15 protein-coding genes are annotated in these 19,244 nt (G+C 73.1%); 7 read left to right on the top strand and 8 right to left on the bottom strand.

The genetic code is table 11. The features are described 5' to 3' along the window. The first annotated feature begins 67 nt into the window (after positions 1-67). Entirely contained in the window at positions 68-778 is a 711-nt protein-coding gene (locus tag ACFWPQ_RS19430) for a copper homeostasis protein CutC (protein WP_384035755.1), read from the top strand. Positions 779-863: 85 nt separating this feature from the next. Here the strand turns inward: ACFWPQ_RS19430 and ACFWPQ_RS19425 are convergent, their stop codons facing one another. Together ACFWPQ_RS19425 and ACFWPQ_RS19420 are read right to left on the bottom strand one after the other, a co-directional pair. Further along, positions 864-3,689, bottom strand: a complete 2,826-nt coding sequence (locus ACFWPQ_RS19425) for an FtsX-like permease family protein (protein ID WP_384035933.1) — start codon at positions 3,687-3,689, stop codon at positions 864-866. A gap of 5 nt (positions 3,690-3,694) precedes the next feature. After that, positions 3,695-4,399, bottom strand: a complete 705-nt coding sequence (locus tag ACFWPQ_RS19420; RefSeq protein ID WP_384035752.1) for an ABC transporter ATP-binding protein — start codon at positions 4,397-4,399, stop codon at positions 3,695-3,697. A gap of 97 nt (positions 4,400-4,496) precedes the next feature. On the opposite strand from ACFWPQ_RS19420, the gene ACFWPQ_RS19415 reads away from it, so the two are divergent. Next, positions 4,497-5,105, top strand: coding sequence for a helix-turn-helix transcriptional regulator (locus ACFWPQ_RS19415; RefSeq protein ID WP_384035750.1), 609 nt, complete (start codon positions 4,497-4,499; stop codon positions 5,103-5,105). Between the two features lie 48 nt (positions 5,106-5,153). Here the strand turns inward: ACFWPQ_RS19415 and ACFWPQ_RS19410 are convergent, their stop codons facing one another. Continuing rightward, positions 5,154-6,410 (bottom strand): MFS transporter, encoded by a 1,257-nt coding sequence (locus tag ACFWPQ_RS19410; RefSeq protein WP_384035747.1) that lies wholly within the window; start codon positions 6,408-6,410, stop codon positions 5,154-5,156. A 71-nt stretch (positions 6,411-6,481) separates the two neighbouring features. Here ACFWPQ_RS19410 and ACFWPQ_RS19405 point away from each other — a divergent pair, with 71 nt between their 5' ends. Next, positions 6,482-6,817, top strand: a complete 336-nt coding sequence (locus tag ACFWPQ_RS19405; RefSeq protein WP_384035744.1) for an ArsR/SmtB family transcription factor — start codon at positions 6,482-6,484, stop codon at positions 6,815-6,817. A 37-nt stretch (positions 6,818-6,854) separates the two neighbouring features. On the opposite strand, the gene ACFWPQ_RS19400 is transcribed toward ACFWPQ_RS19405, so the two are convergent. Further along, entirely contained in the window at positions 6,855-8,921 is a 2,067-nt protein-coding gene (locus tag ACFWPQ_RS19400) for a HelD family protein (protein WP_384035741.1), read from the bottom strand. A gap of 456 nt (positions 8,922-9,377) precedes the next feature. Between ACFWPQ_RS19400 and ACFWPQ_RS19395 the strand changes: the two genes are divergently transcribed. Further along, entirely contained in the window at positions 9,378-9,563 is a 186-nt protein-coding gene (locus ACFWPQ_RS19395; RefSeq protein WP_361295654.1) for a hypothetical protein, read from the top strand. A gap of 18 nt (positions 9,564-9,581) precedes the next feature. Next, positions 9,582-10,886: a glycosyltransferase 87 family protein gene (locus ACFWPQ_RS19390; RefSeq protein WP_384035738.1), complete on the top strand. Its 1,305-nt coding sequence runs from the start codon at positions 9,582-9,584 to the stop codon at positions 10,884-10,886. Here the strand turns inward: ACFWPQ_RS19390 and ACFWPQ_RS19385 are convergent. Beyond that, positions 10,844-12,487, bottom strand: coding sequence for a DNA repair helicase XPB (locus ACFWPQ_RS19385; RefSeq protein WP_384035735.1), 1,644 nt, complete (start codon positions 12,485-12,487; stop codon positions 10,844-10,846). The two genes, ACFWPQ_RS19390 and ACFWPQ_RS19385, sit on opposite strands and share 43 nt — an antisense overlap. A 231-nt stretch (positions 12,488-12,718) precedes the next feature. Between ACFWPQ_RS19385 and ACFWPQ_RS19380 the strand changes: the two genes are divergently transcribed. After that, positions 12,719-13,264 (top strand): hypothetical protein, encoded by a 546-nt coding sequence (locus tag ACFWPQ_RS19380; RefSeq protein WP_384035733.1) that lies wholly within the window; start codon positions 12,719-12,721, stop codon positions 13,262-13,264. Between the two features lie 42 nt (positions 13,265-13,306). Here ACFWPQ_RS19380 and ACFWPQ_RS19375 read toward each other — a convergent pair whose 3' ends face one another. The 3 genes from ACFWPQ_RS19375 to ACFWPQ_RS19365 all read right to left on the bottom strand — a co-directional run bounded on the left by ACFWPQ_RS19375 (position 13,307) and on the right by ACFWPQ_RS19365 (position 17,908). Beyond that, positions 13,307-13,615 carry a hypothetical protein gene (locus ACFWPQ_RS19375; RefSeq protein ID WP_361295663.1) on the bottom strand — a complete coding sequence of 103 codons (309 nt, stop codon included), beginning with the start codon at positions 13,613-13,615 and terminating at the stop codon, positions 13,307-13,309. Positions 13,616-13,624: 9 nt separating this feature from the next. Continuing rightward, complete coding sequence (locus ACFWPQ_RS19370) at positions 13,625-15,265, bottom strand: M6 family metalloprotease domain-containing protein (RefSeq protein ID WP_384035730.1); 1,641 nt, start codon at positions 15,263-15,265, stop codon at positions 13,625-13,627. A gap of 81 nt (positions 15,266-15,346) precedes the next feature. After that, positions 15,347-17,908 (bottom strand): helicase-associated domain-containing protein, encoded by a 2,562-nt coding sequence (locus ACFWPQ_RS19365; protein ID WP_384035727.1) that lies wholly within the window; start codon positions 17,906-17,908, stop codon positions 15,347-15,349. Between the two features lie 260 nt (positions 17,909-18,168). Between ACFWPQ_RS19365 and ACFWPQ_RS19360 the strand changes: the two genes are divergently transcribed. Then, complete coding sequence (locus ACFWPQ_RS19360; protein WP_384035724.1) at positions 18,169-19,101, top strand: hypothetical protein; 933 nt, start codon at positions 18,169-18,171, stop codon at positions 19,099-19,101. The last annotated feature ends 143 nt before the right edge of the window (positions 19,102-19,244 follow it).

The raw sequence follows: 19,244 nt of genomic DNA, 5'->3' as shown, positions 1-19,244 counted from the left end.
AGACCTCCGGACTAGACCTCTTGCGAGGGTGTGCGGGGTACACGGGGAACACCATGGAAGGGGCCCTATGAGCACGCGGGCAGTCCTGGAGGTGATCGCCCTCGACGCCGAGGACGCGGTCGCCGCCCAGGCCGGAGGCGCGGACCGCCTTGAACTGGTCACCGACATGGCGGCCGACGGACTGACCCCGTCGCCCCGGACCTTCACCGCGATCCGGGCCTCCGTCGACATCGACCTGCGTGTGATGCTGCGGCTGGCCGACGGGTTCGCGGCGGGGGACGTCGACCGCCTGGTGGGGGTGGCCGGGGAGCTGCGGGCCGCCGGGGCCGACCAGTTCGTGCTCGGGTTCCTGGACGTGGACGGCGGGGTGGACGTGGACGCGGTGGAGCGGGTCGTGGCCGCGCTGGACGGCTGCCGCTGGACCTTCCACCGGGCCATCGACCGGGCCGCGGACCGGGACGCCCTGCGCAAGCAGCTCGCCGACCTGCCGGGCCTCGACGCCTACCTCACGGCGGGAGCCGCGGAGGGCGTGGACGAGGGGCTGCCCAGGCTGCTGGCCGAGGCGCGGCGGCGCGGTGAGCCGGGGTACGGGCAGACGCTCCTGGTGGGCGGAGGGCTACGGCTGGATCACCTGCCCGAGCTGCGCACGGCGGGCATCGACGCCTTCCACATCGGCGGGGCGGCGCGGCCGGGCGGCTGGAGCGGGTCGGTGTCGGAGGAGGCGGTGCGGTCCTGGCGGCGGGAGCTGGACGGGGCGACGGCCGCGGTGCCGCGTTGACCCGCGCAGGAGTGCCGCGTTGACCGGCGCAGGCGGACCCCGGCCCTGTTGAGGGGCCGGGGTCGCACCGGTGGCGGCGGCCGGTTCAGTCGGCGGCGAGCAGGTGGGCGGGGGCGATCCGGGAGAGCCCCCGGATCGGCACCGTCAGAGCGGCCCCCACCAGGGCGGTCGCGGCGAGCGTGGCCAGCAGCGCGGCGCCGGCGACCGTGAACAGGTGTCCGTGCAGCACGCCCCGGCCGAGTGCCAGCACCCCGGCCAGACCGGCCACCGCGCCGGACAGGCCGCCCAACAGGGCCAGTCCGATCCCCTCGTAGAGGGTCAACCTCGCCAGCTCGCGGTTGGCCCAGCCGGTCGCCCGCAGCACCGCGAGATCGGCGGCGCGCTCGCGCTGTGAGATGACCAGCACGTCGATGGCGCCGGCGGCACCCAGCAGCAAGGACAGGGCGACGCTGAGGTAGTCGGCCTCGCGCGCCTGCGCCACCACGGCGTTGCCGAGCAGCGACCCGGCCACCTCGCCCCGGAAGGCCAGCGTCAGGGCGAGCAGCACCGTGAAGGCGGCGACGCCCAGCGCCAGCCCGGCCGCACCCAGCAGCGTGCGGCCCCGCACCCGCAGCAGGTTGAGCACGGCCAGTCCGGCCACCGAACGCACCGGGCGCGCGCGGCGGGCCGCCGTCACCGGGGGCCGGACGGCCTCCATCGGTCCGAGCCGGGTGGCGAGCCAGGCGGGGATCAGACCCGCCGCCGTGGCCAGGAGCAGCGCCACCGGCAGCACGAGGAGCGACTTGGCGCCGGCCCCGGGCTGCCCCAGCGCCCGGCCCAGCACGTACGCCAGCACCGTGCCCGCGGCTCCGGCGGCGAGGCCGATGACCGCAAGTTCGCCGAGGACCAGACGGAGCACTTCGCCGCCGCTCCAGCCGAGGCAGCGCAGCGTGCCGATCTCGGTGCGGCGCGAGCGCACCGAGGCCAGCGCCGCCTGGCCGAGGAAGAGCGCGCACACGACGAGGACCAGCACGAAGAGCACCGCGCTCTTGGTGTCCACCGCCCTGAGGATGCGCAGGGCCACGCCCTTGGCGACCCAGCGCTCCGTCACCCGCGCCGAGCCGCTCAGCGCCACCGTCTGCGGGGCGGGCGAGCTGCCGACGGTGACGTCGACCTGGAGCCGGGGGTAGGCGGCCCGGATCGCCCCGGCCACGGCGTTCACCCGCGCCCGGGAGGCGGTGTCGACGCCCGTCACTCCGGCCACCCGGATCCTGATCGCGCTCACCGGCGCCTTGTCCTGCAGGCCCGGGACCCGGCGGCTCTTGGTGAGCGCGGTGATGGAGTCCATCGTCGTCAGCATGGTGGGCGGCGGGCTGACGTAGCCGCCCAGGTTGCGGTCGGGCTGCAGCGGGTTGCCGTGCAGTTTCGCGCGGGTCGCGCTGTCCGCGCCGGTGACCTGCGGCGTCTGATAGGTCTCCAGCGGGGTGTCGGTCAGTGCCGAGAAGCCGCGCAGTCGGCCGGTGTCGTAGCGGCCGACCAGGTGGACGAAGGGATTGGGCAGGCGTCCGGAGTCGACGCCGTCGCAGGAACCCAGCCCGATGCAGTCGGTGGCGGCGTGGCTGGTCACCTTCCGGTACTGGGTGCCCTGGTGGTTCTCCTCGGGGACGTTGGCGAACGGCTGCTGGTTCGAGTTGGTGACCCACAGGCCGGCCTTCTGCGACGGCTGCGTCTGTGCGGCGAGGTCGCCGTCGGACGTCCGGCGGTAGGTGACCGGGCCGACGGTCCAGTAGTCGCTGGTGTCGATGGAATCCTCGGTCAGTGCCTTCCGGTAGCCCTTGCTCAGTTCGACCCGGGTCCTGCCCACCGTGGTGCCGTGCAGGCCGCGGACGAAGCTGTCGGCTGTCGGGTTGCCCAGTTTCGAGGGCAGTTCGGCCGGGTCGCCGACGTCGAGCCGCTGGACGGTGGCGTCGAGCGTTCCGGTGGTCAGCGGGTCGTCGCTGAGCAGCGCCGGTATGTAGGAGTCGTGCTGTCCGTGGACGCTCTTGGCGCTCGACACCTTCCACGGCTTGTCCTGCTCGGTGAGCATCCGGCCCGAGGTGACGGTGGAGCCGAGGCCCACCAGCTTGTCCTCGGCCGCCGGGTCGATGGCGGACAGCAGGACGGGGTAACTGACCGGAACGTCGATGGTGGCCTTGTCCCGGCCGGACTGGCAGTTCATCCGCGAACTCAGGTCCGGGTCGAACGGGGACCTGTCCCTGAGGTCCTCGGCGATGATGTTCGGCTTCAACGGCAGTTGCAGGTTGAACTCGGTCTGCTCGGTCTTGTCCCGGTTGAAGTAGAAGCAGACGTCGTACTTCCCCTTGATCCGGTACCGCTGGGTGCTCTTGTCGACCGTGCCCGCTTCCAGGGTGTCGGACTCGAAGAGGTGGTCCGACTCCGACGCCGTCGTCAGGGGGGAGCGGGTGAGGTAGACGTACTCGTCGGAGGTGCGGTAGGTGCCGAGACCGGAGGTGAGCGTCGGGCTGATGCGCAGGATCTGCCGGGACGCCTTGCCGTCCAGGAAGCGGGACACGTCCACGGTGACGGTGCTCGACACCATCAGGTAGCCGATGTTGGCGACCGGCGCGGCCACGTCGACCCCCGCCAGGTCGCGGATGCGCCGGTACTGGTCCATGGTGATGCCGCCGAACGTGCCGGACAGGAAGTTCGGCGCGACCAGACCGCTCTCTCGCTCCACGGCCGTCTGCGAGTCCGGCGGGCGGACCAGGACGTCGTACGCGGACCGCGCGTTCTTCCGCACCGTGCCCACGGTGGTCGCCCGGCTCGTGCTCACCGTCGCGGTCAGCAGGGTGAAGCTGGTCGCCGCCACCAGGATTCCGGCGGCCAGGGCCAGCGCGCGCCCGCGCCGCCGCCGGAGCTGGTCGAGGATCATCGTGATCACGGGCGCAGGCCCCCCAGCCGGTGCAGCACGTCGCCGGACGGCGTGACCCGCTGGTCCGAGGTGATCCTGCCGTCCTGCAGCCGCACCACCCGGTCGCCGTTGGCGGCGACCTCCGCGTCGTGCGTGGCGATCAGCATCGTCATCCCGTACCGCTCGCGCAGCGACATCAGCAGGTCGACGATCTCCCGCCCGATGACGCTGTCCAGGTTGCCGGTGGGTTCGTCGGCCAGCAGCAGTCCCGGCCGGTTGATCAACGCGCGGGCGACGGCGACGCGTTGCTGCTGGCCGCCCGACAACTGGGAGGGCAGGGCGTCCGCCCGGTGGTCCAGGCCGACCGCTTCGAGCAGTTCCATGCCGCGCGCACGCCGGTCGAAGTCGACTCTGCGCGGCAGGACGGGGGCGAGCACGTTGTCCAGCGCGGTCAGCGCGGGCAGCAGGTGGAAGCGCTGGAAGACGAAGCCGATCCGCCGGCGGTGCCGGTCCAGGTCCCGGCGCACCAGTTCCGTGCCGTCGATCTCGACGTGCCCCTCGTCGGGCTGGTCCATGCCACCCGTCACGTGCAGCACGGTGGACTTGCCGGCACCGGACGGCCCGGTCAGCATCACCACCTCGCCCGCCGCGACCTCCAGGTCGACCCCGTCCAGAGCGGTCAGCCCGGGATACCGGCGGCTCACCCCGCGCAACGCCACGCTCACAGCCATTGATGCAGCCTCGCCCTCGTACATCGCGGCACACGCATGGCCGCACCTACATTGTGGCAATGCAGAGGTATGTTGTCACAATGTAGAAGGGACGTATATGCCGCTCCATCACGCCGTGCTCGCGCTGCTGACCCGGCGACCGAATCACGGATACGAGCTCAAGGCCCGCTTCGAGGAGGCCATCGGCCCGCAGTGGGGTGGCCTGAACATCGGTCACCTCTACCAGATCCTCGAACGGCTGGTCCGTGACGGCTATGTCTCCCGCTCGCAGGTCACGCAGACCGACCGGCCCGACAAGAACCTCTACACGCTCACCGAGGCGGGCGAGGCCGAGCTGCGCTCGTGGGCGGCCACCCCATGGGTGCGCGTCGGCGGCTTCCGCGACGAGCTCTTCCTGAAGCTCCTCGGCGCCGTCGCCCTGGGCCCGCAGGCCCTGACCGCGCTGATCGAGGCACAGCGGCAGACGTACCTGTCCGAGCTCGCGGGCCTGGCCCGGCAGCGCCGGGCCCATGCCGACGAGCCGCTGGTCGCCGTCCTGATCGACGCCGCCGTCGCCCACACCAAGGCCGACCTCGGACTGCTGGACAGCGCCGCACAGCATCTGGGCCCGCTCGCCGCGGCGCAGAGCGCCACCGGCGCCACCGGCGCCACCGGCGAGGCCGGCGGGCACGGCGGGACGGGCGGGGCCCGCACGGAGTCCGCCTGACGTGACGTCCGTCGCCGACGCGGGGGTCGGCTGTCGTCGACGCGCGGGTCAGCCGAGTGGTTGCGACGAGTCCTCACGCACCGGCAACCGCCCTTGGCGACGACCGTCGAGAGGCGCTCCGGGGGCCGTGGTCACCGCCGCCACCCCCAGCGCCAGCACGGCGATCCCCGCCCCCGCCAGCAGGAACCACCGGTCCCCGAACAGGGACAGCGCGAGACTCCCCGTACCCCCCGCCGCGGCCATCCCCAGATAGGTCGCACTGCTGCTCAGCGACACCAGCACCGGTGCGTCGGCAGGGGCGATGGCGGTGATCCGGGTGACCTGGGCGACCGCCAGTGCCCACCCGATCACCGGTGTGACCGCCGACGCGGCGAGTGCCGTGGGCATCGTGCGCAGTGTCCAGGGCGCGGTCGCCGCCACCGCCGCGTAGGCGGTGAGGGCCGACAGCACCACCACGCGCGGTCCCCACGCGTCCACCAGCCGCCCGCCCAGCTGTGAGCCGGCCACCGCCGCGATGCCGCTGACCAGGAGCAGCAGGGTCAGCTTGTCCTGGGAGCCGCCGGTCGCGGGGTGGGTGGCCACCGTGTAGTAGATGTAGGTCGTCTGGAAGGCCACGAAGATCAGGAACGTGGTGGCCGCCGCGCCCACCACCCGCCGGTCGGCAAGCGGCGCCAGTCGCTCCCGGAGAGTCAACGCGGCGGGCGGCTGCGGAAGTTCCCGCAGGAGCCCGGCGAGCCCGGCGAAGGCCGCCGCGCCCAGTCCCGTCACCAGCCACATCGTCAGCCGCCAGTCCGTACGGCCGATCCAGGTGCCCAGCGGCACCCCGAGCGCCGTCGCGACCGTCAGCCCGCCCATCACCACCGCGATGGCCCGCCCGCGCCGCTCCGGCGGCACCAGCGAGGTCGCGACCGCGCTCGCGGTGGGGGTGTAGAGGGCGGCTCCCACCGCGGCCAGCACGCGCGTGCCGAGCAGGGCGCCGTACGACGGGGCCAGCGCCGTGAGTGCGTTGGCGGCCGTGAAGACGGCCAGCGCGGTGAGCAGGGCGTGGCGGCGGGGCCAGTGGGAGGTCGCCGTGGCCAGGACGGGGGCGAGGATGCCGTAGGCGAGGGCGAAGACGGTCACCATCTGTCCGGCGACCGAGATGGACACGTTCAGATCGCGGGCGACGAGCGGCAGGATGCCGGCGGTCACCATGCCGTCGGTGCCGACGGCGAAGGTGCCGAGAGCGAGCAGGAGCAGGCGTAGGCGCACGAGTCCCCCAGGTGCGTCGATGCGGTCGATACGGGTCGATACGAGAGCGCGCATGACGGTTTGACGTTGGTCAAACAATAGGGACTGTTGGATGATTGTCAAACGGTATGGAGGAGGGTGTGCCCGTGGGCGACGAGGACGGCGAGTGGCTGCCGCAGCCGGATGCCGCGGAGATCGAACTGGTCGGGGTGTTGCACGCGTTCGGCGACCCGGTGCGGCTGATGCTGCTGAGGAAGTACGCGAGCGGTGAGCAGTTCAGCTGTGCGCCCGACGCGCTCGGCGTCGGTCATCTGCACAAGTCGACCGTCTCGCACCACCTGAAGATCATGCGCGAGGCCGGGATCACCTCGACCCGCGCGGTCGGCCGCAACCGGTACGTCCAGCTGCGCCGAGCCGACCTGGACGCCCGCTTCCCCGGGCTGCTGGACGCCGTGCTGAAGGCGCTGCCGGAGACGTTCTAGCCGTCGGGGAAGCGGTGGTGGGGGCCGCCCGGCCGGTTCAGCCCAGCTGTGGCGGCAGCGGGGCCGCGTGGGTCACGATCAGGCCGGACACCGCCCGGGTGAGGGCCACGTACAGGCGGCGCAGGCCGGTGCGTTCGTCCGGTTCGCCGTCGACCACCGCCCCCGGCTCGTCGAGGACCACGTAGTCGTACTCCAGGCCCTTGGCCAGGGACGCCGGGACCAGGGTGAGGCGGGTCTCGGCCGTGGTCTCCTCGCCCGGGGCCAGGTAGCCGATGCCCGCCGCCGTCAGCGCCTCCGCGAGCACCGGCACGCGCGCGTCCGCCGCGATCAGGCCCGTCGAACCCTCGTTGCGGAGCAACTCCTCGCACGCGGCGACCACTTCGGCGGTGTCCGCGATGGCGCGGAGGGCGAAGAAGCCGGGGTTCTCACGGACCGAGGCGACCGGCGTGAGGCCGGGCGCGATGTGCGGGAGGAGGCGGGAGGCGTAGGTGATGACGTCGGTCGGGACGCGGAAACCGGCCGTCAGTTCCTCGATCACGCCGTCCGACTTGCCGAGGTGGGACAGGGCCTCGTCCCAACTTCCGGTCGCCCAGGGCGTGGTGCCCTGCGCCAGGTCGCCGAGGACGGTCGCCGACCCGGTGGTGCAGCGGCGGCCGACCGCCCGGTACTGCATGGGGGAGAGGTCCTGCGCCTCGTCCAGGACGACATGGCCGAGCGAGTGCGTGCGCTGGACGAGGTCGGTCGTCTCGTCGATCAGCACCGCGTCCGCGGCCGACCACTTCGCCGCCTTGACGCTGCGCACCGGCTTCGCCCAGAGGATCGTCTTCTGCTCGTCCTCGTCGAGGACCCCGGCGGCGTGCGCCGCGAGGAAGTCCGCGTCCGTGAGCAGGCGCAGCACGAGCTTCGCCGGGTCCACCGGCGGCCAGATGTGCTTGACGGCCGCCTTCACCGCCGCGTTGCGCGCCACCGAGTCCTGCACGCGGTCGTCGGGTGCCTCTCCCGAGCGTTCCATCTGGACCAGCACGGCGTGCGCGATGCGCTGCGGCAGGGCCTCGCGCGCCGCGCCGTACCGGATGCCCCGGTCCAGCAGCTCCCGGACGATGTCCTCCAGCTCGTACGCCGGGACCCGCCAGCGACGGGAGCCGCGCACCACCACGACCGGTTCGGTGGGCAGGGTGACGTGCGCGTGCACGGCCCGGCGCAGGACCTCCGCCATCCGGGCGTCGCCCTTGATGATCGCGGCGGGGGCGTCGTCGGTGCCTCGTACGTCGACGTCCTTCGCCACCAGGTCGTCCACCGTCGCCTGCTGCACGGTCAGCTCGCCCAGCGCGGGCAGCACCTGCTCGATGTAGTGCAGGAAGGAGCGGTTCGGCCCGATGACCAGGGTGCCGGTACGGGCGAGGCGCCCCCGGTGCGCGTAGAGGAGGTAGGCGACCCGGTGGAGGCCGACGGCGGTCTTCCCGGTGCCGGGGCCGCCCTGGACGCAGACGGTGCCGGAGAGGCCCGACCGCACGATCTCGTCCTGCTCGGGCTGGATGGTCGCCACGATGTCGCGCATCGGGCCGACGCGCGGGCGCTCGATCTCCTGCTGGAGCAGCTTGCTGGTGCGGGCCGCTTCGGCCGGGTCGGAGAGATGCTCGTCCTCGTACGCCGTGATGTCGCCGCGGGTGTACCCGAAGCGGCGGCGCAGCGCGATGTCCATCGGGTCCTTCTTGGACGCCCGGTAGAACGGCTGCGAGACCGGCGCCCGCCAGTCGATGACCATCGGGTCGCCGTCGTGGTCGTGCACGTGCCGGCGCCCGATGTAGAAGCGTTCGCCGTACGCGCCCTCGGCCTGCTCGGCGCCGGGGGCGTGCAGGTAGTCGAGGCGGCCGAAGAAGAGCGGTGTGTCGCTGAGGTCGGCCAGCGCCTTGATGCGCTCGTCGATCTGGCGGGCCAGGACCTCGGCGTTGACCCAGTTCGCGGTGACGTCACGGATGTCCAGCGACTCGACGTCCTCCCGCATGGCACGCAGGGCGGCGCGGGACTCGGCGAGGTGGGAGCGTTCCCGGGAGAGGGGGTCGGGGTGCGGGTCCGCTAGCGGGTCGTGGGCGGGCGTGGACAAGGGGGTGCCTCCGAAGGCCTGCGAGTCGATGGCGCTCAGGTGTGGATGGCGCACAGGTGGCGATCAGCCGACCGGTTTCCGTCCGGGCGGCGGCACTCCGGGGGGCGGAGGCGGGCAAGAGCGGAGAGTCTAGTGAGGTGGGGGCGGGAGAGGCGAATGGATTTCTCGGGGGCGGAGCGGCTTGATCGTCAGGTGCGGGTGGGTGGGGGCTGGTCGCGCAGTTCCTCCCCCAGCCTTCGGCCGGGGGTACCCCCAGCGCCCCTTTCGGGCCGCCATGGCCGCCGTCCCTGCCCCGCCGTCCCTGCGCCGCCGCGGCTGCGTCCCCTAGGGGGAGCGTCACCCGGACGGTCGGGCGGAGGTAGGGGGTGGGGTCCATCGGGGGGTGGACCGGAGAATGCCGGAAATTGGACCCGTGGACCGATGCCGTCCTTGTGCCCGAAGTTCCACCATTGAGGCATGAGCGCAGCAACCATCCACCCAGCCCCCAGCCGTCCCCCGGGCGCCACGGCCCTCGACGGAGTCCCCCAACCCCACCACCGCCTGGGCGACGCCCTGCGCGCCGTCAAGGTCTTCGTCAGCACGGCGTTCAGCGTCGCGATACTCGGTGAGTACGGCGAGGAAGCGGGCATACGCCGCAAGTGACGGCATAGGGTCGCCTCCGTGCCGAACCGGACGGTGACGTCACCCCCCGCCTCCCCCGCCTCCCGCGCCCTCCCGCCTCTCCCTCTCCTCCTGTCCCTGTCCTTACTGACGGTCTCCCTCTGCTCCTTCGCCGCCCTCTGCGTCCTGATCCACGCCCCGATGGCCGACCTGCTGGTCTACCGGGCCGAGGGCGAAGCCGTGGTCCACGGCGGTGATCTGTACGGCTTCACGGTCACCGAATGGCGGCTGCCGGCGACGTATCCGCCCTTCGCGGCGGTCCTGTTCGTCCCGACGACCTGGATCCCCGTCCCGGCCCTGAAGGTGGCGTTCCTCGCGGGCAACGCGCTCCTGCTCGCCCGGCTCGTCGCCCTCTCCGCCCGCCTGGCCGGCCGCACGGCACCCCTCCCGCTGCTGTGCGCGGCCACGGGGCTCGCCCTCTGGCTGGAGCCGGTCTTCCAGACACTCCTCTTCGGCCAGGTCAACCTGGCGATCGCCTGCCTGGTCCTGTGGGACCTGACCCGCCCGCCCGGCGCCCGCGCCAAGGGCCTGGCCCTCGGCATCGCGGCGGGCGTCAAACTCACCCCGGCGATCTTCATCGCCTACCTGTTCCTCACCGCACGCAGAAAGGAGGCGGCCACCGCGACGGCGTCCTTCGCCGGCACGGCCCTGTTCGGGGCCCTTCTCCTGCCCTCGGCGACCGTGGACTTCTGGACGCGGCGTGTGTTCGAGACCGGCCGGATCGGCAAGGCCTGGATCGTCGACAACCAGTCGCTCCAGGGCCTGATCGCCAGGGTGGCGGGCACGGAGACACCGGGCCCGGCCTGGGCCCTCCCGGCGACCGCGCTCGTGGCGACGGGCCTGTGGCTGGCGACCCGCGCCCGCGCTCACCGCAGCCCCGGCTCCGACCGCTGGGGCATCCTGCTCACCGCGTTCACGGCCCTGCTGGTCTGCCCGATCAGCTGGTCCCACCACTGGGTGTGGTGCGTCCCGCTGCTGGCGGTCCTGCTGGCCGAGGGCCGGATGCTCCTCGTGGCCGGGACGGCACTCGTCTTCACGACCCGCACGCTGTGGCTGGTGCCCCACCAGGGCGACCGCGACCTCCGCCTGCCGTGGTGGCAGCAGCCGCTCGCGTCGCCGTACCCGCTGCTGGGGCTGGCGCTGCTGGCGGGCGCCGCGGCCGTCCTGCGAAGGCGCGGCGCCGCCCCGCCGGACGACGGGCCCGGCAACCCCCTGCCGGCTGCTCGGCAGCCCTCCGCTCAGCCCTCCGCTCAGCCCTCCGCTCAGTCCTCCGCGAGGAGCTCGTCGGCGTCCATGATGCGGTAGGCGTACCCCTGCTCCGCCAGGAAGCGCTGCCGGTGGGCGGCGAAGTCCTGGTCGATGGTGTCGCGGGCGACGACCGAGTAGAAGTGGGCCTGGTGGCCGTCGGCCTTGGGGCGCAGGACGCGTCCCAGCCGCTGGGCCTCCTCCTGCCTCGACCCGAACGTCCCCGACACCTGGATGGCGACGGTCGCCTCCGGCAGGTCGATGGAGAAGTTGGCGACCTTCGAGACGACCAGCACGCTGATCTCGCCCTCGCGGAAGGCGTCGAAGAGCTTCTCGCGCTGGGCGTTGGAGGTCTCGCCCTTGATGACGGGAGCGTTCAGGTGCTCGCCCAGCTCGTCGAGCTGGTCGATGTACTGGCCGATCACGAGGATCTGCTGCCCGGCGAAGCGCTTCACGATCGCTTCCGTGACCTTCCGCTTGGTCGCGGTGGTCGCACAGAAGCGGTACTTCTCCTCGGTCTCGGCGGTGGCGTAGGCGAGCCGCTCCGAGTCCGTGAGGTTCACCCGCACCTCGACACAGTCGGCGGGCGCGATGTAGCCCTGCGCCTCGATCTCCTTCCACGGAGCGTCGAACCGCTTGGGCCCGATGAGGGAGAACACGTCCGATTCCCGGCCGTCCTCGCGCACGAGGGTGGCAGTCAGCCCCAGCCGCCGGCGCGCCTGCAGATCGGCGGTGAACTTGAAGACAGGAGCCGGCAGCAGATGGACCTCGTCGTAGACGATCAGTCCCCAGTCGCGGGAGTCGAAGAGTTCGAGGTGCGGGTAGACGCCCTTCCGCCTGGTCGTGAGGACCTGGTACGTGGCGATCGTGACGGGCCGGATCTCCTTGCGCGTCCCGCTGTACTCGCCGATCTCGTCCTCGGTGAGACTCGTCCGCTTCACCAGCTCGTGCTTCCACTGCCGGGCGGAGACGGTGTTGGTGACGAGGATGAGGGTCGTCGACTTGGCCTGGGCCATGGACCCGGCGCCGACCAGCGTCTTCCCGGCGCCACAGGGCAGGACGACGACTCCGCTGCCACCGTGCCAGAAGTTCTCCACGGCCTGCTTCTGGTACGGCCGCAGCGCCCAGCCGTCCTCGGCGAGCTCGATCGGGTGCGCCTCGCCGTCCACGTATCCGGCGAGGTCCTCGGCGGGCCAGCCCAGCTTCAGCAGGGTCTGCTTGATCTGCCCGCGCTCGGAGGGGTGCACGGCCACGGTGTCCGGGTCGATCCGGGCGCCGACCAGCGGGATGATCCGCTTGGAGCGCAGGATCTCCTCGAGGACCGGCCGGTCGGTGGTGGTGAGCACCAGCCCGTGCGCGGGGTGCTTGCTGAGCGTCAGCCGCCCGTACCGGTCCATCGTCTCGGCGATGTCGACCAGCAGCGCGTGCGGCACCGGATAGCGGCTGTACTCGACCAGGGCGTCCACGACCTGCTCGGCGTCGTGCCCGGCCGCCCGCGCGTTCCACAGCCCCAGCGGGGTCACCCGGTAGGTGTGGATGTGCTCCGGTGCCCGCTCCAGTTCGGCGAAGGGCGCGATGGCCCGACGGCAGTCGTCGGCCCGCTCGTGGTCGACTTCCAGGAGCAGGGTCTTGTCGGACTGGACGATCAACGGACCATTCACGCGCGGCACCCTTTCCCTCCGGTCCGTGCGGCCATCGCGATGGCGGCCATAGTCACGGGCCAAAGTTCCAGTGTGCCTCATCTGCGAACGATCACCTTCGCCGTTGGGCGGATCATGCCCGTCCGCGCCCGGCTTTTGTGGGTGCCTGATCGTCCGGTGCAACCTTGGGTCCGTTTCGGGTGTCATGTCCGAGGGAGCCGCGGATACGCGTGGCTCGGTGGGGAGGATCGGGTGACGTCCGTACGCATCTGGGGACCCGGCGCGGGGGCCGTGGTGGTGCTGGTGGCGGCCGGGGTGTGGGCGCGCGGGTCGAGCGCGGTCGACACCGGCCTGTGGGCCGAGGTACGTCCCGCGATCGAGGCACGGCTCGTGACGCAGTCCGCCGGGACCGGCGCCGGGGAGAGCGAGCCCGCGCTCAGGTCGCGGTGGTTCTGCCGGGCGGAGGCGCTGGACCTCCAGGAGAGCGGGGGCCGGGTGCGGGCCGGCGTCAACACCCTGTGCGAGGAGTACGGCGAGCGCGCGGGCGCCCTGGTGCTGTGCGGCGGGGCGCAGATACCGCAGGTGGTGCGGCTGGCACGGGATCCGGCGAGCGGCGGCTTCCGGGTGGTCTCCGCGGAGGAGCCGCCGGACGGCGAGGGGTACGGGGAGTGGGAGGGGAACCACTTCAGCCACTATGCGGCGTCCCGCCTCGACCGGGGGATGGCGTCCACCGGCCTGCGGACCGCGGCCCGCACCCACTTCGGCCTGCCCGCGGATGCGCCGGTGCGGTACTGCTGAGGGGGCCGGCCGAAGACCGGCCCCCTCGGGGGCGGCATCGCCTCAGCTCGGCGGTTCGACGGCGAAGGTGCCCGGTGTGGGGTTCTTCTCGACCATCGCCTCGCCGGGGGCGGCCAGCCTGGCCCGGGCGCGCAGGACGGACCCGGGCACCACGTCCGCCAGGAGCGGGCTGGGCACGGCGAGCAGCAGGCGCTGTCCGACGTTGCCCGACAACAGGTCGGCGTATCCGGTCACCGGCTCGGCGCCGAGTACGTCCACCTCCGCCAGGTCCCAGCCCGCCAGCCGCGGATGCGGCTCGGTCCTGACCAGCCGCACGGTCAGGTCAGTGCGGTTCTCGACCACCTGCACCATGGCCGGCGGTCACCGGTGGTGGGGGCCTTCGTGCGGGCGGGCGCCGTACCCGTTCCCGGCCTTGACGGACTCCGGTGTGCCCGTCTTGCTCGACCGCACGGCCTGCTCCAGGTAGGCCTCGGCGCCGGCCCAGGGGGCGACGGCCTGTTCCAGCGTGGCGAGCCGTTCCTGGAGGTCGTGGATCGTCTTGACCAGCCCGGGCACGTCCTCCGTGTCCCGCCTGAAGGCGGCGGCGGTGGGGGCGGGCGCACGCACGGGAACCCCCGCCGAGACCGACACCGACGCGGTCATCGTGGCGGCGGGCGCCGAGATGTCCGTGACGGAGACGCCGGTCGGGGTGCCGGCGTACGACCGGGAACTGGGCTTGGTCGACGGACCGAACGAGCTGTTGCCGGTGCTGCCGGGGTAGACGTCGCCGGCGTCACCGCGGTTTGCCGCGGACTCCAGGTCGCGCTGGTCGTCCGCCTGGACGAGGCCCACCATGTAGTGGTTCTCGTTGCTGTTGTCCCGTTGGCTCTCGTCGATGTGCCAGATCTGCATGCCCGAGGCGGGCAGCGACTTGTCGTAACCCGTCTGCTGGCGGTTCTCGACCAGGAAGTACTCCTTCCCGTGCATGCCGTCGGTCCACAGCCGGTACGCCTCGAAGCCGTTCTTGATGTCGGGGACGGACAGCTGTCCGTTGCTCGTGACGTTGACGGCTTTGGCCCAGCCCTGCTGGATCTTGCACCAGGCCGACGGTTGCGTCGGCCGCTCGCCGGGGACGTCGCCGCCCCATGAACCGGCGGCCATCAGACACCAGTTGCCGATGCCTTCCGACGAACCGTCGATGTCGTACAGGTCGGGGAAGCCGAACAGCAGGTGGCCCAGCTCGTGGGCGCAGACGCCGATCTTGGCGTCCTCGGGAATGGTGAGGTAGCCGAAGATCTGGGCGCCGTCGGCGTTGTACGCGTTCGGCAGGACCCATTTGTGCGACCAGAGGTCTCCCCGGTTACCGGTGGCCTCGCCGCCGGGGCCGGAGTGCACGACGATGAAGGCGTCGACGAAGCCGTTGCCGTCGTTGTCGTACGGGGCGTAGTTGATGAGCGGGTCGGCGCCGACGGCGGCGTCCCGGGCCAGGATCTGTGCGCGCGGCTCGCCGGTCGGTTTGCCGATGCCGAAGTTGTTGTTGGCGTACCAGGAGAGCTTCTGCGGCATCCGGACCGGGCCGATGACCTCGCCGACGATGTCGACCAGGCCGTGGGTCACTTCACGGTAGTAGTCCCGGACGCTGCCGTGCGGGAGCTCGCCTTCGGAGAAGAACAGCTTCTCGAAGTGCTCCTTGTCCGCCGTCATCGGCTTGTCCGTGAAGTCCGCCAGGACGACGACGACCCGGACCGTGCCGGTCAGCGGGGTCCGTGCGGCGGCCGTGGCGCGGATGGCCTCCAGCGATGTCCCCGGGGCGAAGGCCTCGGGCGGCATGTTGACGCCGTCGCCGTAGCCGAACCTGCGGGGGGTGCCGCCGAGGCGGAACAGGCTCGCCACGTCCGACTCGCTCCGGACCCGCTCCAGTTCCTGCTGCATCCTGTTGCGGAGTTCCGGGCTGGGCGCGATGGCGCAGAATTCCGACCAGACGGCGACCGTGGAGTCCCGTGAAGTGGAAAGGTCAACCATTCCAAATCCTCCCAAAAAGGGATGTGTTGGTTGTTTCTACGCCAGTGACGCATGCAGGTGCGCGGCCTGCAAGATGATCACTTACTCCTCCGCGAGTTCCGCCACCCCCGTCACCCGGTGCAGGGGATAGGTGCGGACCTCGTCGGCGGTGTGGTCGTAGGCCGTGACGAAGCCGCCCTCGACGCGGATGGGGGCGATGACGCGCTGGGTGGCGGTGCCCTCGGCGTTGACGTAGCCGATCCAGACGGTGTCGCCGGTGAGGACCGCGGCCTGCATGGTGGCGAGGGTCTCGGCGGCGGTGGTGCGGGGGAGCTCGCCGCCCCGGACGGCGCCGGTGGACTTGCGCGGGGTGGTGGCGGCGAGGTCGCCGGCGCGGATCGCGCGGATCGCTGCCGCCAGGAGGGTGGAGTCCGGTGGCGGCGGGCCGTCCGGGACCGGCTCGGGGGCCGTGCGCGGCGGGGTGCGGTGGGCGTGGGCGCGGGTGATCAGGACGTCGCCCTCGGCGGACTCGGCGGCGGGCGCGTAGCCCATCGCGCGCAGGCCTTCCAGGAGGGCGGCCGGGTCGGCCTGGGCGGCGAGCACCGTCGGGGCCAGGCGGCGCAGGTGCAGACCCGACGCCCGCTTGTCGGCCATGATCTCGTTCAGGACGGTGTCGTCGTCGCAGCGGACGTACGCCGAGGCCGCGCCCACCCGCAGATGGCCGTGCCGGCGGGCCACGTCGTCGATCAGGTAGGCGAGCGGCTGGGGGACCGGCGTGCGGGAGTGCGTGGCGAGGAAGGCGTGCAGGTCGGTGGCGGTCCGGCCGGCGTCCAGGGCGCGGCGGACGGAGGCGGGCGTGAAGCGGTAGACCGTGGCGCCGCCCTTCGACTCGACGTCGGCGAGCACGCCCAGCGCGTCCGCGAGCGGGCGGCGCAGCGGGCCCGGGGCGACCGCCGTCAGGTCGGCCTGGAGCAGCACGTGGTCGAGGGGCTCGGGGAGGAGCGGGGCGAGCAGCCGGCCGGCGGCCGCGGCGGCGACGGCCTGCTCGGGCGGCGAGAGGGGCGGGAGGGGCGCGGAGGTGGCGGAGGTGAGGGAGGAGGGGGCGGAGGGGTGGTGATGGTGCACGGGGAGCTTGTCGCCCGGGCCGGCGGGCTCCGCGGGTGCCTCCTTGGACGCGGGCGCGGCCGGTGCGCCGAGGAGGGCGCGGCCGTGTGCGGAGAGCGCCCCGCGTCCCGTCACGCCCAGCAGCTCGGCCTCCGACAGGGTCCAGCGGGCCAGCCGGCCGCGCAGGTCGTCGTCGCGCTGTTGGGGACCGCGCAGCGGGCGTTCCCAGCGCAGCCGGGCCAGCACCGAGTCGGCGGTGGGGGCGGTGCCCTCCGGGAGCGTGGCGAGGAGGGTGAGGACCCGGTGCCGTACCTCGGGTGCGGCGGAGCGGTCGAGGCCGGGGCCGAGCGCCGACAGGGCGCGGTCCTTGGCGTCCCGGCCGCCGACCAGGCCGGAGGTGCGGGTCGCGGTCAGCCAGGCCTCCGCCAGCTGGGCCCAGCGTTCGGCGGGCGGCCGGTCCAGCCACTCGTCGTAGGCGGGGGTGGCCGCGTACCGTTCGTCGGCCTCGCCGTCGGAGGCGAGCAGCCCGGCCGCGTACGCCAGCTCGACCCAGAAGGCGGCGAGCGGCTCGGGCAGGTCCAGGGCGACGGCCGTCCGCTTCAGGTCCCGGACGCTCAGGCCACCGGCCCGCAGCACCGCCGGACCGCCCTCGTCCCAGTCCTTCAGCAGCTCCTCGACGGTCGCGAGGGCGGTGTACGCCTGCCCGGCCGCGGTCGCGTCCACAACCTGTGGACGGTGGGCCGCGGCCGGCTCGACGGCGGGCGGCACGGGCTCCGGTTCGCGGTGGGCGCGGCCCTCGCGCAGGTGCAGGGCGACCTCGCGGGGGAGGACCACCGTGCCGGGCGCGGTCGGCAGCAGCAGGCCGCGGTCGAGGAGCCAGCGCAGGTGGGCGGCCGGTTCGGGGGTGATCTGGCCGTACGGCGGCCCCCAGACCAGCCGGGCGAGGACCTCGCGGGACTCGGCGGGCGCGGCGGCGAGCAGCTTCGCCATCTTCTTCCGGTGCCCGAACAGCTTGGTGAGCGCGTCCACCGCGGACACCGGGTCGTGCGTGGAGGGCAGCCCGGCGGCCGCGACGATCTCCTGGACCCGGCCCGGCGACATCCCCGAGGTGGCCTCCCGCACGGTCGGGCCGAGGCCGGTCGGCGAGGGGCGCTGCGGGGACGGGGCGAGCACCTCGCGCGCGGTCCGCACCAGCCGCAGCCGGTCGTCGTCGCCCCAGACCAGCGCCTGGTCGCGGAGCGCGGCGACGGCACGCGGCAGCTCGCCGGCGACGACCGGGTCCCCGCCGTCACCGGCCATCAGGCCCAGCAGCTCCTGGTACGACGCCGGGTCGCCGGCCACCGCCAGCGCCTCCGCGCTCTGCAGGGCGAAGCGGTCCAGGCGTTCCAGGGCGCGCAGCACCGAGGCGCGGGTGCCGGCCCGGGTGGCCAGCTGGGTGAGGTCGGTGGGGACGGGGGTGATGAGGTCGGGGCGGGCACGCAGCAGTACGGCCAGGGAGGCGTCGTCCCTGGCCCGAAGCGCCTCCGCGAGGGAACGCGGCGGGGTGGCCGGGTTGCTCATCCGACCCACGGTAGCGGGTGCGGGGCGGGCACCGGGATCACTCCTCCCCCGACCGTTCCGGTGCGGGGGACATCGTGATCCCGGTCCCGGTGTGTTCCGCGTCTGTTCCGCGTCTGTTCCACGTCCCGCGCGAGCAGGGCAGCCGTCCCTGTTCGGAGGCCCGCCGCGCGCTGGTGTGCCTGCCGACATGAGCCGTGGCCTGCGCTACCGTCGTCCCGACGGGGTATCCAACGCAACGCACCGGCCCCGGAGGGGACTTCGTGGGTATCGAGAGCGATCAGGTCGTCTACGAGTATCTGAGCCGCGTCGGGGACATCGCGCACCAGCGCCAGCTGTCGTCGGCCGAGCGGATGCGGCTGGTCTCCGGGCTGCGCAACGACATCGACCGGCAACGGGCGAAGGCGATCGTCGACAGCCCCGCCGCGGTACGGCGCATCCTGGACCGGCTGGGCACGCCCGACGAGGTCGTCGAGGCGGCCGGGGGTACGGCGGGCGGCGCGCCCCAGTCGCCGCCGGCGGCCGCGGTCCCCGCCCAGCGGGACGCGGCGCCGCCCGCGCGGCCCGAGGAGCCGCGCCGCGTCGTACCGCGCCCCCGGCCCGCAGAGCCGGACGGTTCGGCGCCGCCGCCCGACTGGTGGCGGGTGGACAGCAGCCCGTTCGGGGACGGGGACGGCGTGCCCGGGTTCGTCGGCGGGGTGGAGATCCCCGAACTGCTGAGCAGGCCGCGGTTCCGCAAGGGGGAGCCGGAGGACGAGCCGGAGGCCGAGCCGGTCGAGGCGGAAAAGGCCCCTGTGGTGGAGGAGGCGGCCGCGTCGTCCGGACGACGCCGGATCCGTATCGTCCCCCGCCCCGGGACCGGCTGGAGCAACCCCCTCCTCCTGCTCGCCGCCGCCGCGCTCGTCGTGGGCGCGGTGCTCGGCAACTGGTTCGCCCTCGTCCTCGGCTGGGCCATCGCCTACGGCTCCCGGCGGCTCACCCCGGCGGAGACGAAACTGGCGGTGATGTGGGTACCGGGCCTGTCCGTCACGGCCGGGCTGGTGTGGCTGTGGGGGCGCAGCGCCGGGCGCTGGGGCGCGCCGATCGCCCAGGGGCAGATGAGCGGCGCGGTGGGGGAGACGTGGCCGTGGGTGGTACGAGGCGCTGCGCTGGCCTCGGCCGTCTTTGTGGCGTGGCGGTCGCAGAGGGCGCGGTAGGGGGCGTGCCGACGCGGTAGGGGGGTGGGGCTGTCGGTTGTCGGGCGGCTGCCGGGCCGGTGCGGGCTGGTCGCGCAGTTCCTCCCCCAGCCTTCGGCCGGGGGTACCCCCAGCGCCCCTTGGGTGGGACCAGTCACGTTGCT

The sequence above is a fragment of the Streptomyces sp. NPDC058464 genome, assembly GCF_042721035.1.
In the GTDB taxonomy this organism is placed as follows: domain Bacteria; phylum Actinomycetota; class Actinomycetes; order Streptomycetales; family Streptomycetaceae; genus Streptomyces.
Note: the sequence above shows the minus strand (reverse complement) of the source record. Positions and strands in the feature narration are given on the sequence as shown.